This is a genomic window from Dyadobacter sp. 676 (assembly GCF_040448675.1).
In the GTDB taxonomy this organism is placed as follows: Bacteria; Bacteroidota; Bacteroidia; order Cytophagales; family Spirosomataceae; genus Dyadobacter.
Genome location: NZ_CP159289.1, coordinates 6,033,962 through 6,048,722, shown reverse-complemented (window position 1 = coordinate 6,048,722; position 14,761 = coordinate 6,033,962). Strand labels below are relative to the sequence as shown.

Here is a 14,761-nt window from a genome sequence, read left to right as displayed (position 1 = left end):
GATCATGATTTCAATTAAAATTTGAGATTGAGGCCGAGGTTCAGAATACGCTGCTGCGGATAAAACTGGCCGCTCGTACTGTTACCTTCCGGGTCATAGTCCTTCACGCCGGTAATGGTGAACAGGTTGAACGCGCTCGCATAAATGCGCAGCGACGAAATTTTAAGCTTCGCCAATGCGTCTTTTGGCAGCGTATAACCCAGCTCCACGTTTTTCAACCGGAGGAACGACGAGTTGTTCAGCCAGAAGTTATTGGCGTACAAGCCGCCGTTGATCGACGAGGAAGCGCGGGTGTCGACACGCGGGAATGTGCCCTCCGGGTTTGAAGGACTCCAGCGGTTATCGGCCCAGCTGCTGTAAAAGTTCCCTACCTGCCCCGATTCCGGCAGCACGTACTGGCTCACCATACCTTGCCCGGCAAATACCACGGCAAGGTCGAATGCGTCGTAACCCGCATTGAACGTCAGGCCGTAGGTCAGCAACGGCACATTGCCATATTTGCTGCGCACCTGATCGTCGGCGGTGATTTTGCCGTCCTTGTTGTAATCTTCGAGGATCAGATCACCCGGCTGCGCGCCTTGTACGTGCGGGTAGGCGTCCAGATCGGCCTGCGTACGGAAGATCCCGAGGGTATTGTAAAGCAGGTTGGTATAAAGCGGCCCGCCGGTCTGACGCTGGTATTCAAGCGCTCCCGGTGCCTCGTCGATAAAAATAACTTTGCTTTTCGCGTAGGTAATATTTCCCGAAATGTTGTAGCGGAACCTGCCGGGGTGGTTATAGCCCAATGTCGCCTCTACCCCGCTGTTATTTACTTTACCCAGGTTTTCGTCAGGTACCAGCGGCGTGTTGTCGTTGGTTTTAAATGGGTTCACGATGCCGGAAGTGTTCGGAATGGAAGCATTTCTCGCAGCCAGGATATCGGACCTCTTCTGTTTGAAATAAATCACCTCGATATTGAAGTTTTTCAGGAACACCGCATTCAAGCCGATATCCAGTTTTTTCGAAGTTTCCCAGGTAATGTTCGGGTTCGCGAGCTTGGTCAGGTCGATTCCCGGCGAGATCACGTTGTTGCCCAGTACGTACTGGTTCACGAAGGAATAGTTGTTGTAAAACTGGAACTGGCCCACATTGTCATTACCCAATGTTCCGTAGGAAGCGCGGAATTTCAGATCGTCGATGAAACTCACGCTGTTTTTGAACCAATCCTCTTCCGAAATGCGGTAGCCTGCCGAAACCGACGGGAAGAAACCGTACTGCTTGCCTTTGGGAAAAATCGACGATCCGTCGACGCGCGCCTGGACCTCGGCGAGGTATTTCTCGTTGTAATTGTATGCCAGACGGCCAATGTAGCTGCGACGCGTAAAGTTGTAGCTGCTGCCGGAGTTGTTCTTGTCCGTAGCCGCGGCGCCGCCCTGTGAAAGTTCGGGTGTGGAGGCCGTCGGGAAATTGATCCGCGAGGCTCCGAATTTGGCTTCGTTACGCTTGTTCTGCTCGTAAGCGACGAACGCATTGATATTGTGTTTGCCGAACGTTTTGAGGTAGTTCAAACGCAGGTTTTGGGTGATGTTGGTAATGTTCTCCTGCGACTGGTTCAATGAAGCCGCCCCCGCCGAACCGCCCGTTACTACGCCTGTGTAGGCGCCGGTGTTCTTATCGTAGTTGTAAAGCGTGTAGGGAATGCTGAACGTCTTCGAAAAGTTGAACGACTTATCCACCGAATAAAAACCATCCACGGAAAGCCCGTCGGCAAACGGCAGGTTGTAGCTCGCCCGCAGAATGCCGTTGAATACGGACATGGGGTTGCTGACAGTCCCGCCCATATCCGTGCCGAGCACAACCGGGTTCTGGTTTTCCACGCCGGTGGAGTAATAGCCGTTGGGGTACCGGGCGATCACCGTCGGGTATGCGCGGTAGATCGAACGAAACGTGTTTCCCGCGGAAGAAATCGGGAAAGCGCGGTTCTCCTGCCGTCCCGAAAGGCCAAGGCTCACCTTGAAATCCTTCGTCACATTCGCGTCGATATTGGAGCGGAAGTTGTATTGCTTGTATTTGGTGGCGCCGTTCTTGTACAATCCATCCTGGTAAATCGTCCCGAGCGAGGCATAATATTTCACATTATCGGTACCGCCATTGATGGCGAGGCTGTGCTGGTTTTGCAACGCGAAATTTTTGAGAGTCTCCTTTTGCCAGTCCGTATTGGGATAATTAAGGGGATCGGAACCGTTGCGGAACTTCTCGATCTCATCCGCACTGTAATGCTGGTTCATCCCGCCCGCCGGGTTGTTATAATAGTCGATTTCGTTCATGATCGTCGCGTAAGTAGCCGCATCCGCCAGCCTGGGCAGGCGCGTGGGCGACGAAAAGCCCTGGTTGAAGCTGTAAGAAATCACCGGTTTGCCGGTAGTGCCGCGTTTGGTCGTTACCAGGATTACCCCGTTCGCCGCGCGGCTGCCGTAAACCGCCGCCGAAGCGTCTTTCAGGATCGAAATGCTCTCGATATCGTTCGGGTCGAGGCGGTCGAGGCCACCCACCTGTCCGGGAATACCGTCCACGACGATCAGCACATCATTATTACCTGTCGTTGCAAACCCCCGCACGGTATAGCTCGAACCATCGTACCCCGGCTCGCCGCCGCGGTTATTGGCGACGAAACCGGAAAAACGGCCCGCGAGCGAGTTGGAAAGGTTTGGTTGCGGGCTTTTCACGATATCGGCCCCTTTCACCTCCGAAACGGAGCCCGTCAGGGTAGCCTTCTTTTGCGTACCGTAACCTACCACCACGATTTCGTCGAGCGTTTTGTCGTTGGGGGCCAGTTTCACGTCGAGCTGGGAGCGGTTACCGATCGCAATTTCCTGGTTCAGGTAGCCGATGTAGGTAAAAACGAGCGTGCCGTTGCCGTCCGGCACATTCAGCGAGTACCTGCCATCCACATCGGTGGTCGTTCCGGTGGAAGTACCTTTAAGGATCACGCTGGCACCGGGCAGGCCTTCGCCGTTTTCGGCGGTCACGGTCCCTTTCACGGTAAATGTATTTTGAGCAAATACTGAAAAGGAGGTCAGTGCGAGGAGCAGCAGAAGGCACGTCGCCTGCAAGGCGGAACGGGCACCTGAAGTGGGACTGCCGGCGGTTTGCACGGTCGCCCCGAGGACTGGCCTGTCGCCTGGCCCGTCACCTCTGTAAAAAGTTTTTTTCATACAGCTGTAAAAGTTGGATAATTGGATGCCGGATCAGCTTATAACAGCGGCGGGCCGGGTGTCCGGACATCTTGAAATAGTCATAAGCCCGGGTGCCGGACGCCACGTTTTATAAATCGATCAATCAAAAGTAGGACTATTTCAACCCGACCGAGGGGGGGACATTTTCGCATTAAAGAGGGGGTGAATTCACAAAAAATGCCCGATTTTGTTAGAATCAGGCATCAAAAGCCAGGGATACTCCAATATTCGGCGCTACTACACCGACTTTCCCCTGAAAATATCCTTGTCAATGGTGATCCGCTCGTGGAATGGCTTTCTGAATTTCTTCACATAATCGGAAGGCTTCATCCCGAACAGTTTCTGGAAATGCTCGCGGAAATAACGGATGTCGTTTATACCGACGCTGAATGCCGTCTCGCTGATCGTAATATCGGTAGTAATAAGCAGCTGCGCCGCCTTGCGCAAGCGTATAAAACGTACAAAACTCGTCGCCGACTGCCCGGAAATGGATTTGATGCGGTTATAAAGCGCGGAATGGCTCATTCCGATCTCGGAAGCCAGCACTTTCACATTGAATGCGGGGTCGGTAATGTGGTTTTCGACAATGCGGATGCAACTGTCGAGAAACTCCTTGTATTCGGCGGAAATCTTGAAATCGCTCGTCCGCAATGTGATTTCGTTGTAAAAATAGCGTTGCAAATCGTTGCGGTTGCGGAGAATGGACGCCACACGCGCCACAAGAATGTCTTTGTCGAACGGTTTGCCGATGTAATCGTCGGCCCCGCCCTCGATCCCTTTCAGGCGAACGTCCTGCGATGTGCTCGCGGTAAGCAGGATCACCGGTATGTGACTCAAAGCCATATCCAGCTTCATTTGCCGGCAGAGCTCGATGCCCGACGTGCCGCCCATCATCACGTCGCTGATCACAATGTCAGGCAGATGCCTGCGCACGAGTTCCAGTCCATCCTCCCCGCTCCCGGCTTCGAACATTTTGTATTTTCCCGAGAAAATAGCCCCGAGATATTGCCTGATCTCCGGGTCGTCGTCTACGACCAGCATCGTATGGCTCTCCGACGAAGGCGCCTTCATGTCAAGCAGTCCGGCCTGCCAGCCAGGTACGACGGCCGCATTACCCGGCATGACGGCCTCGGATAGCTCTTCCAGCAATACCGAGCCGCGCGTTTCGCTGTCCTTTGCGTTGGACGCGAGTTCGGGATGGTTTTTCCAGAGCATCACATGGAAGGTCGTTCCCCGGTCCAGCTCCGATTCGTATTTCAGTTCTCCGAAATGCTGTTCGACAAACGTTTTAGCCAGGTATAATCCAATTCCAAAACCGCCCTTCGCCGCGAAACGGCGGTCGGCATACTGGTGAAACACTTTGAAAATGTCCTCACCCGCATCGGCCGGAATACCCCGACCGGTGTCGCTCACTACAATCCCGGCCCTGGCATCCAGGTCGAGCACATTCACACGCACCGTGCCATGCTCGGGCGTGAATTTCAAGGCATTGGAAATCAGGTTGAATATGGCTATCTCGATCTTTTCCCAATCACAGACCACTTCCACCTCGGAATCGGGCAGGGCCAGTTCATAACGGATATGTTTCTGCTCTGCCTGGTGCAAAAAGCATTGAAACACTTCGGTAACAAGCTGAGGCAGATTGTGCACAGCGGGTTTGAGCTGATCGGTCTGCTGATCGGCCTTGCGGAACAGCAGCAGCTGGTCCACCAGGCTGAGCAGCCTTTTCGCATTCCTGTAAATGATATGGGTGCTTCCGTCGGCGTTCCCGGCCTGTATCATTTCCCGGATCGGGTTGATGATCAACGTCAGAGGCGTCCGGAATTCGTGCGACACGTTGGTAAAAAACGAAAGCTTCTTCTCGTTCAGCTCCATTTGCTGGCGGGTTTCCAAATGCGCCAGCTGGACCTCGTATTTCATCTTTTCCTGCCCGAGTTTGTATTGCTGATAGTAATAGAGCACCAGCCCGACGGTCAGGAGATACAACATGTACGCCCACCAGCTCTGGTACCACGGCGGCATTACCCGGATCGGCAGCGAGGCGTAATCGTCGAACCAGACGCCGTCCTGATTTGCTACTTTTACTTTAAACTCATAATTCCCGGATGGCAGATAACGGTAACTCGCCGAACGCTCGTTCCCGACATAATTCCAGTCCTTATCGAGCCCTTCGAGCATATAGGCATAGCGCGTAAGTTCGGGGTAGGCGTAGTTCAATGCGGTGTAATCGATGGTGAACACGGGCTGGTCGGGTTTAATGGAAAACCGCCTGGCTTTGCCCAGGTATTCATAAAGCGAAACAGACCGGTTGCCCTCCCGGTCCTTACCGAATATCCGCATCCCGCTGATCATCACCTTGGGCTGGTACCGCGACGCGCTTACCTGACCCGGATCGAAAAGGTTCCAGCCTTCGGTTCCCCCGAAGCTCATCATGCCGCTTTTCGCGTTGAAAAGGGCGGAGCCGGGATTGAACTGCCCTCCCTGCAAACCGTGGCTGGTATCGAAGTTCTCGATCAGGCCGGTTTGCGAATCGATCCGGGAAAGCCCCTTATTGGTGCTCACCCAAACCTTGCCGGTGCCTTCCGGCTGGATCGCGTTGATCACATTACTCGCCAGTCCGCGCTTCTCGTCGAAGAAACGCACGTTTTTCGCCCGCGTATCGAACAGCAGCAGGCCGTTTCCTTCCGAACCGATCCATAGCCGGTCGAGCGGGTCCATATACAACGAAAATATAATGCGGTTGGACAGGTAAGGTTCCTTTCCCGGCGCATTGAACCATGAAACGAACTGCATGGTGCGCGTATTCAGGTAATTCAGCCCTCCGCCGTAGGTCCCGATCCAAAGGTTGCCATACTTGTCCTCGGCGATCGCACGGACGTCGTTGGCATTGATGGAACTGTTGGAAGGGACAAAATTGCGAAACTTACCTGTCCGTTCGTCGAGCAGGCCGATACCTCCCCCGTTCGTACCTACCCAGATATTCTTCCGTTTGTCCTGGTAAATAACACGCACATCATTCCTGCCCAGCGAACGAGGGTCCGACGGCTCGTGCGCGTAGCGTTTGAAACTGTCCGTCGCGGGATCGTACCGGACGAGCCCTTTGGAATAAGTCCCGAACCACAGACGGTCCTGCCGGTCGCGGTGAGCGGCGATGACGGCCCCGTCGGGAAGCTGCCCTGCCCGTGGTCCCGCGGCATAATGCTTTAAAATCTCGCCCGAAGCGGTCGTTTTGTAAATCCCCTCGCCATCCGTACCGATCCAGAGGTTTCCGTCCCTGTCGGCGCACATGCCGTAATATCTGAGATAGCTCTCGGCGCGCGCATCGATGGTTTTCTGTTCGAATTTCCGGAACTTCTCGGGAATGGCGCTGATCAGGTAGGCGCCCTCGCCGTAGGTTCCCAGCCATATGTTCCGGTCGATGTCGATATACAGCGATTGCACCGAACGCTGGGTGATGCCTTTGCTGTCCTTATCCCTGACTTGCTCGAAAACGAGCGCATCGGGCGTACGCGAGGCCATTTGAGACAACCTCAACCGGTAAAGACCGCCGTCCTGCACGCCTATGAGCAGGTTTTCCTGATGGTCCTCGATCACGGAGAGGTAGATGTCGCTGTTATGAAAGGTATCGATATGCAGATCGTAAAACCGTCCTTCCTTTCTTTTGTAAAGGATCAAACCGCGCGACGATGCAATCCATACGTTTCGCAGGTGGTCTTCGTAAATGGCGTTGATCCGTGCGGAAGGCACCCCGTCCGGACCGATGCCGGCTCTGACCAGTTTTCCGGCAGCACCGGGTTTCCAGACCTCCACCCCGCTGTCGCGCGAGCCCAGCCAGAGCATTCCCTGTGAATCTTCGAAAACATTCAGAACGGAATTGGTGAAAAGTCCCGGTAACGTTTGCTGGTTGTAGAAGGTAAACCGGTGGTTCCGGGTGTCGAACGATGCGAAGCCGGAACCGTTCAGCGCCAGCCAAAGGCGGTCGCGCGAGCCCTGGCTGATGTCGCTCACGTCGTCCCCGGCCCCGCTTTTGTTCTGTGAAGGTTTATACCGGTTGAAACGCTGTGCAGCGGGCACAAACTCGCCGATCCCGTCCCGGGAAGATACCCATATCGTACCGTTTGCGTCACAAATAATGGATTTCACATAGTTTCCCGGCAAACTATGCGGATCGCCCTGATCGTATTTGAAATTTTTGAATGCGGTGCCGTCGAACCGGCTCACGCCATCGCCTGTGGCGAACCACATCAGACCATCCTTGTCCTGCGTAATGCTGTTCACCACTCCGAAAGACAACCCGTCGCGGATCGAATAGCGCAGCACGCGGCCGGTTGCCTCGCCCGCGGCGTGGCCGCGCATGGCCACTAAGCTTGCCACGAGCAGAAAAGCCGGCCAAAGCCTCTCAAACCCGCATTTCCTCACCCGCATAAGCCACTTTTCCGCCATTTTTTTGAAAGAAGTTCTCTTCTGACCGCCCGGATCAGGCCGAACGGAACTTCAAATATAGCAGAAACCGCGCCTACTGTCTGAACGAAACCTTCAACTTCTGCGTCGCGACGGCTGCTACCGCCCGCAAAGCGACAGCAAGGCTGCAAACGCGCTTTTGATCGACAGAAGTAACGGTATCGGTCTCCCGATATTCCGGCCGGGCGCCTTGCGTTTTTACGATGCGATCGAATCCAATATTACCACGCCCTGTTTCCCGACAACCACCTTCGGCGCTCCTTCCAAACGGTTGCTTCCTTCGCCGGGTTTTAATTCACCGCCCCACTCCGCATCGCCGGAATCCAGCACTTTTACCCACTCCTTTCCATTTTCAGGCAGGGGCACTTCCACACCTTCATCGCCCAGGTTGAACACACATGCAAGTTCCCGCGTCTGATCGGCGCTCCTGCGGTACAGTACCAGGCAACGCGTTCCGATTACATCGACAGCGACATCGTTTTTTGCGAATTGGCGCAACGCGGGGTGGGTTTTTCGCAGGATAATCAGCGACTGGTGCCAGCGGAGCAAAATGGCTTGCGCGGCTTCGCCGGTCTCCGACCAGTCCAGTTTCGACTGACGGAAAGTGTCCTCATCCTGCGGGTTGGGCGGGTCTTTTTCCCAATTGTAATTCTCGAACTCCTTCCTTCGCCCTTCCACGACTTTCCGGATCAGCTCCTCATCCGAGTGGCTTACGAAGTAGAAAAACGGTGTTTTTGCACCATATTCCTCCCCCATGAAAAGCATAGGCAGGTACGGCGCCAGCAGTATGGCGGCGGCAGCTATCTTCTGTCTTTCAAAACTCACCAGCATACTGAGCCTTTCGCCACCTACCCGGTTGCCGACCTGATCGTGGTTCTGATTGAATACCACGAATTTATCGCCTGGAATACCGGCGGACGATGCGCCGTGCCTGCGCTTGCGGAACCTGACGTATTCCCCGCTGTGGACAAAACCATCGGTGTAAGCCTTGGCCCATTGCCGGATACTGCCGAAGTCTTCGTACCGGTCGCGGCCGCGCTCGTCGAGCAAAACGTACAATGCGTGGTGAAAATCGTCCAGCCATTGCGCCTGAAAACCCCAGCCGCCGTTTTCAGGCGATTTTACGACCCTGGGACTATTCAGGTCGCATTCGGCGATAAGGTAAAAATTGCGGCCGAGGCGCTGCCGGAGTTCACCGAGCTTTTCCGAAACAAGTTCCCAGAAATGTACGGCGCCGTTATCGAACATCATATGCACCGCATCCACGCGCAGGCCATCGATATGGTAATGCTCGTACCAATGCAGGATCGCGTTGCAGAAATAGTTGCGGACGCCATCCGACCAGGTACCGTCCAGGTTGATCGCATTGCCCCACGGGGTAGCGTATTGGTCTGTGAAATAGGGCCCGAATTGCGGCAGATAGTTACCTTCCGGGCCTACGTGGTTGAACACCACGTCAAGGAAAACGGCCAGTCCCTTCGCATGTGCGGCATCCACCAATGCTTTAAGGCCGTCCGGACCGCCGTAGCTGTTTTGCACGGCGTAGGGAAACACCATATCGTAACCCCAGTTCCGCCCTCCGGGAAACTGGCACACGGGCATGAGTTCGATCGCATTCACGCCGAGCCCGGCGAGGTAATCGAGTTTTGAAATAATACCTTCAAATGTACCTTCCTGCGTGAAGGTACCTGTGTGGATCTCGTAGAAGATGAGATCTTTCAACGGCAGGCCGTGCCAGGCATTGTCAGTCCACTTGAAAGCGTTGTGGTCGACAACCTCGGAATCGCCGTGGACTCCGTCGGGTTGGAAATGGGATGCCGGGTCGGGGTAGCCGCTCCCGTCATCGGGGATAAACCGGTATCGGGCGCCTGGTCCGACGTCCCGGAGCTCCGTTTCGAAATACCCTTCTTCGTTTTTTTGCATCGCCACCGGCGCGCGACCGGCCAGCGCGAGCCGCATCGTTTCTTTTTCGGGGGCCCAAACCGAGAATTTGCAATGTCCTGTGGAGTAGTTTGCACCTGTAATGCGCATGTGAAATGGGAACTTGGGTGAGTTGATTCCCAGCCTGCGCCAATAAAATTATGCCGCAGATTTGTCCCTGCAAAAAAGAAGCCCGCCGGGGGCTCCTTTTCCAACAACAATATGCGGAGCTTACCAACCCATATAATACGTATCGCTCAGCCATTTCGGGCGCGTCAGGCCGAAATGCTCTTCCAGCATTTTCTCGGCTTCGCAGACCGCGCCTTCCACCCATCCCTGCTGATCGGAATACGCCTCACCGACAACGTGGATATTCTCGCCGGCGTCGGGCTTGCGCATATAAGGCATGACGTCCTTCACCGACACGCCCGCTTTCCAGGCATGGTAACCCGCCCCGAACGGATCGTCGGTCCAGTCGCGGAAGTAGGTCACGTAGGGTTCGGGGATGACCACCCGGTCGCCGTGGAGTTCCCTCAGTTGCGACATGATTTCGTTCACCATCAGTTGCGTGGCCTGTTCGCGTTCAAGTGCCTTCAGCTCCGCGAGTGAAGCCGATTCGGTCGCTCTGACTTTAAACAAAACCGTATCATCCGACAATGCCTTCCAGAACGTCTCGGTTTCCATGTCGCCATAGCTGCCAAGCAGCATCGAGTTGTTGTTCCGCGGGTCGGTGCCGAAATAATAGCATTGGCGCATCGGCAAGTCGGTGATCGAATGCCCCGAATCGATACCGAGCTTTTTCCACCACGGCTCGGTGAAGCCCATCAGGATTTTGAATGCCGGTTCCATGATCACGGAGCGTATATTGCCGTCGAGCCGGGTATTTTCGCTGGAATTGAAAAAGAAATTTTGCTGATCGAGCAATTCGAGCGATTTGCGCGGCATTCCGAGGATAACGTGGTTGGCATAGGCGTGCCAGATTACATTGCCGGGAATGTTCAGGAATGTGAGCTCGTACCGGTACGTATCGCGAAACCCGTGCCCTTTCGAAAACGTCAGGAGCTTGTTTTCCGACCAGATACAGGCACCTTCCACGCCCATGTACTGGTTAGCCAGCGCATATGCGATGCTGTCATAGCCTTCCCCGATGGTTTTATAGGTCACATCTGCGGAAAAATCCCCCACCATATAGGGAAACGCCTCCGCCGCATTCCAGTTGATCGTATTAGAATAGTAGCCCCCGGCATTCGCCACAAACTGGTATCCCTCTTCCGACACCTGGTCTTTGATCAGGTTCCAGAATCCCAGGTCGTTCACCTTTCTGCCATCGTAAGGCGAACCGGGAAAATGATAGGTCAGATTGGGCTTCACATCGTCCCAGTCGCGGCTGGTAAGCATGAAAGCAAAGTCGTATTCCGTCGGGCCTTTCGACACCTTGCCGGCATATTTGCCCGCAAACCACGGATCGGCCATGAGCACGTCGTAAATGATTTTGTTGAAAAGCTGGTCCGAGCTGAAACCGATGTCGTCGTCGTTGAGGTAATAGCGGGTGACGAGCTTCCGGCCTTCCTGCTGCGCCACGTTCCAGGCGTTCTGCCTGAAATGCTCCTTGCGCAGATAGAAAAGCAGATCGGCCGGGTTACCCATCGGGAATGGCACAGGCGTCATGCGGTCTTTGAGCACCGGGGTGCGTTTGGAAAGGTCCTTTTCGCTCAATGGATAGCCTTCGATGAGCGTCGTCACGATTTCCTGGGAAGTCAGGTAACGCATTCCACCGAGCTCGCCCCAGAAATCCATTCCCGGCAGGACCACCGATTCCAGCCGGCCACCGATGCGCTCGCTCATATCGAATACCTGTACCTGCCCGCCGGTGAATTTGCCCGTGTCGGTAAGGCGATAAGCACTGTAAAGGCCCGAGGTACCCGCGCCGATAATCGCGACCTCCATTTGAAGGCCGGGCTGCATTCCATTGTTAAGTGGCGTGTTTTTGTTCATGTCGATGGATTTAGATTGCCTTGAAATAATTGTATCCCAGCCTGAACGGTGAAATGTCGAACGTCGAATGACCGTCCAGTGCGAGCTCGGTCAGTATTTTGCCGAGAAACGGTGTGAATTTCGCCGCCCAGCCTGTGGCGTAAACCACGATATGCTCATGATCGGGCACATAAGGCGGCGCAAAATCGATCAGAAGTTCCTTATTGGGGATCTTGCTGAGTGCGATCAGGCAGGTGGAAGTAAAACAGGGCGCCGGGTCCAGGCCAGTCATGTGCGAGCGCACCCATTCGGACGTGTACGCGAGTTCCTGCGGGTTGGGCACCAGTGTGCGTTGCCCCGGCTCGGTAAGCGGCTCGATCACGAAATCGGGCGCCACGCGGATGTATTCGGGATGGTCCCAAACCACGCCGGGAAAGCCGTAGAACTGGTTGCCGTTCGATCCGATCGCATTCTGGAACACGAACCACGTCGGGTACCGGATCGATGGGTCGGTCTTTTTGAAATAGGCCGACGACATATTCCAATAGGTAGCCTCGATCGTAAAGCCGAGCAGGTTGATCACGCTGTCGACATAAGGGCCGGGCACCAGCACCAGCTTTTCACCCGAAAAAACACCTTTTGGCGTGGTAACGGTAAACAACCCGCCGTCCCGCCCGATCGCCGTCACGGGCGACTCTTCCCGCAAAGTGGTGTAAGCGCTTTGCTCGCAGGCCTGGTACAATGTTTCAATGGTGGCACGGAAATCGATGCTCGCCCCGTCGGCCTGGAATAGCCCGGTATACGTGTCGGGCAGGTTACGGAAATGGTATTGTGCCTCGATTTCCCTGGCCGTCAGGTTCGTATAAGGTACATTCAGGGCTTTGAGCGCCTGCTCCGCTTCGGCGATATTGCCCTCCGTCGAATGCACGGACGGGTCCCCGAACCAGAGTGTTCCCACCTTGTCGAGCAAAGTTTTGGGCGTCAGCGATTGCAGCTCGTCCCAGTACGGCTGGGCGTCCAGTGCCATCTGCACCATATAGTCCTCGGGGTACGGAATGCGGTACTGCCGCGAGACGCCCGCCGAGCTTCCGAGCTGGTTTTTGAAATTGAACTGCTCCAAAACCAGCGTTTTGGCTTTTCGCTTGCCTGCATGGTAGCCGGTAGAGAGGCCAATCGCCCCTCCGCCGACCACGATCACATCGAAATGGTCTGTCATAAATATCGTTTTTATTGTGAAGGCGCCGGGATAGCGTCATTGTTTGACCATCGTGTTGATGTTCACATGCGGCCACTGGATCAGTCTCGACGGATCGTGGAATTGCTGTATGAACTCGATGATGGAAGTCTGCGAATATTGAAGTTGCAGGAATGAACCGCCTGTATTCGGGTTTTGCACGGTTTCGATCCAGAATGTGGCTTCGAAACTCGTTGTGTTGGCGTTCCGGACGATGAAGGGAATGTTGGTAATGCCGCCTTTGTTGGCCGTGTTTACCGTGATGGCGGTCGTAGAGGTGATCGTCTGACCGGCGATCGCTTCCTGCAAGGTCGCGTTCGGGTTGACCTTGTTGAAACCCGGCTGCGGAGTCAGGTAGGGGTCGGTGTAGCCGAGCGGCTTGGAACCCGGCCCGGTAATGGGCAATGTGCTGATCTCGGGGATATCCGGCGCCCCGCCCGTTACCGACGAGCCGCCCAGCGCCAGCAGGGAATCGCCGTGGGGTACGGAGGCCTGGCGCGCAATGCTGAACGCATCCGGACAATCCTGCAACAAAAGCCAGGTCCCGTTTTCGGCATGCAGCAAACTTCCGTCGATATTGCTGTGGATGGCCAGGCTGTACAGCAGGGTCGGTACCTGCTGCACGATGTGAGTCCCGCGGTTGGGCGTGGGGGTGCTCAACGGCGTGATGGTGAGCGTTTCGGTGTAAGGCTGCACGAGGAGGATGAAGCCGCCGTTCTGGTTGGGTACGGCGACGAGGTTCCATCCCTTGTTCCCTACCCAGGTACCGATCAGGTCGGTAAGCGGGCCGAACATGGAGGTTGTTTCCGTGGGGGCGCCGCCCAAACGCGTCGTTTGAAGGGCATTGCCTGCGACTTTTAACATGGTGTATGATGGTTTAAATGGAAAATGAATGCGGCTCCGAACGACATGGTTGTGCCCCGCCTTCACCCCAACCACCTCCACCGGGTTCAACAGTCCATTATTAATAGAATTAATTTTACAATTTTTCTCAAATTATATTAGATAAATTCTATAAGAACTAATATTACTTGTAAACTTATTTAACGGTAAAAATCCGGTGGTTCGAACAAAAGGGTTATCCAGCCGTCCTGCAAATTTTCTGCGCATTATGTTCTACAAAAGGAATTATTAGCTTTGCATCAGGCCGCAATGGGCGGCCAACGGCATTATGAACGATTTGAAAAAGGACATCCGGCCTGTGGAGGCTTCCACGATGGCCGATATGGTGGAATCCAGGCTGCGCGAGTATCTGAAACGAAAATCATTCGTGCCGGGCGACGCGTTGCCCAAAGAACAGGAACTGGCCGATGCGCTGGGAGTTAGCCGCAATGTCGTCCGCGAGGCGCTCAGCCGGCTGCGTATGCTCGGCATGATCGACACCCGTAAAAAACGCGGAATGGTACTCGCACAGCCCGATATTCTGGGCTCGCTCGAAAGGGTGCTCGACCCGCTGATCCTGGGCAAAAACACATTAAGGGATATTTTCGAACTCCGCCTTGTCCTTGAAATGGGCCTGGCCGACCTCATTTACCTGCGCAAGACCTCCGGCGATATTACCGACCTGGAGGCCATCGTGGAGCAGGAAATGAACAAGCAACAAAAAGCTTTCCGGGTAGAGCACGAGGTCGCTTTTCATGGCAAGCTTTACCAAATGACCGGCAACGATACCTACATGCGCTTCCAGAAAATGCTGCTGCCCGTTTTTGAATACGTGCTCGACTACGAGATCGGAAAGGACGGGGAAACGGAAGCGGGGCAGGTCACTCATCACGACCTGGTGGAGATATTGAAAACCGGCGACGCGGAGGATTTCAGGCACGGCATGAAAGCCCATCTGAAACCCCATTTCGACCGGCTGAAAGCCTGAAATTATCCTCCATGCTCCGGCGCTCCGCCTGTTGCCCTTCCTTTTTTGTTGTTCTTTAAATAAATGTTTGGATGTTTAGTATAAATC

At 54.7% G+C, this 14,761-nt stretch carries 7 protein-coding genes; 1 reads left to right on the top strand and 6 read right to left on the bottom strand.

Features of this window, described 5'->3' with window-relative positions:
* Positions 1 to 14 precede the first annotated feature (14 nt).
* The 6 genes from ABV298_RS26570 to ABV298_RS26545 all read right to left on the bottom strand — a co-directional run bounded on the left by ABV298_RS26570 (position 15) and on the right by ABV298_RS26545 (position 13,668).
* The gene (locus tag ABV298_RS26570) at positions 15 to 3,194 is read right to left on the bottom strand and encodes a TonB-dependent receptor (protein WP_353719163.1); all 3,180 of its coding nucleotides are present in this window, start codon (positions 3,192 to 3,194) and stop codon (positions 15 to 17) included.
* Between the two features lie 258 nt (positions 3,195 to 3,452).
* Entirely contained in the window at positions 3,453 to 7,658 is a 4,206-nt protein-coding gene (locus tag ABV298_RS26565; protein WP_353719162.1) for a two-component regulator propeller domain-containing protein, read from the bottom strand.
* A 216-nt stretch (positions 7,659 to 7,874) separates the two neighbouring features.
* Complete coding sequence (gene treZ, locus ABV298_RS26560; protein WP_353719161.1) at positions 7,875 to 9,707, bottom strand: malto-oligosyltrehalose trehalohydrolase; 1,833 nt, start codon at positions 9,705 to 9,707, stop codon at positions 7,875 to 7,877.
* 120 nt (positions 9,708 to 9,827) lie between these two features.
* Positions 9,828 to 11,591 carry an FAD-dependent oxidoreductase gene (locus ABV298_RS26555; protein WP_353719160.1) on the bottom strand — a complete coding sequence of 588 codons (1,764 nt, stop codon included), beginning with the start codon at positions 11,589 to 11,591 and terminating at the stop codon, positions 9,828 to 9,830.
* Positions 11,592 to 11,601: 10 nt separating this feature from the next.
* Positions 11,602 to 12,786 (bottom strand): FAD-dependent oxidoreductase, encoded by a 1,185-nt coding sequence (locus ABV298_RS26550; protein WP_353719159.1) that lies wholly within the window; start codon positions 12,784 to 12,786, stop codon positions 11,602 to 11,604.
* Positions 12,787 to 12,822: 36 nt separating this feature from the next.
* Entirely contained in the window at positions 12,823 to 13,668 is an 846-nt protein-coding gene (locus ABV298_RS26545; protein ID WP_353719158.1) for a heme-binding protein, read from the bottom strand.
* Between the two features lie 307 nt (positions 13,669 to 13,975).
* Between ABV298_RS26545 and ABV298_RS26540 the strand changes: the two genes are divergently transcribed.
* Positions 13,976 to 14,674, top strand: a complete 699-nt coding sequence (locus ABV298_RS26540) for a GntR family transcriptional regulator (protein WP_353719157.1) — start codon at positions 13,976 to 13,978, stop codon at positions 14,672 to 14,674.
* Positions 14,675 to 14,761 lie beyond the last annotated feature (87 nt).

Bases quoted from the DNA above. Each gene is read 5' to 3' on its own strand.
- ABV298_RS26540 (WP_353719157.1), top strand. From the start codon at position 13,976: ATGAACGATTTGAAAAAGGACATCCGGCCTGTGGAGGCTTCCACGATG.
- ABV298_RS26545 (WP_353719158.1), bottom strand. From the start codon at position 13,668: ATGTTAAAAGTCGCAGGCAATGCCCTTCAAACGACGCGTTTGGGCGGC.
- ABV298_RS26550 (WP_353719159.1), bottom strand. From the start codon at position 12,786: ATGACAGACCATTTCGATGTGATCGTGGTCGGCGGAGGGGCGATTGGC.
- ABV298_RS26570 (WP_353719163.1), bottom strand. From the start codon at position 3,194: ATGAAAAAAACTTTTTACAGAGGTGACGGGCCAGGCGACAGGCCAGTC.
- ABV298_RS26555 (WP_353719160.1), bottom strand. From the start codon at position 11,591: ATGAACAAAAACACGCCACTTAACAATGGAATGCAGCCCGGCCTTCAA.
- ABV298_RS26565 (WP_353719162.1), bottom strand. From the start codon at position 7,658: ATGGCGGAAAAGTGGCTTATGCGGGTGAGGAAATGCGGGTTTGAGAGG.
- treZ (WP_353719161.1), bottom strand. From the start codon at position 9,707: ATGCGCATTACAGGTGCAAACTACTCCACAGGACATTGCAAATTCTCG.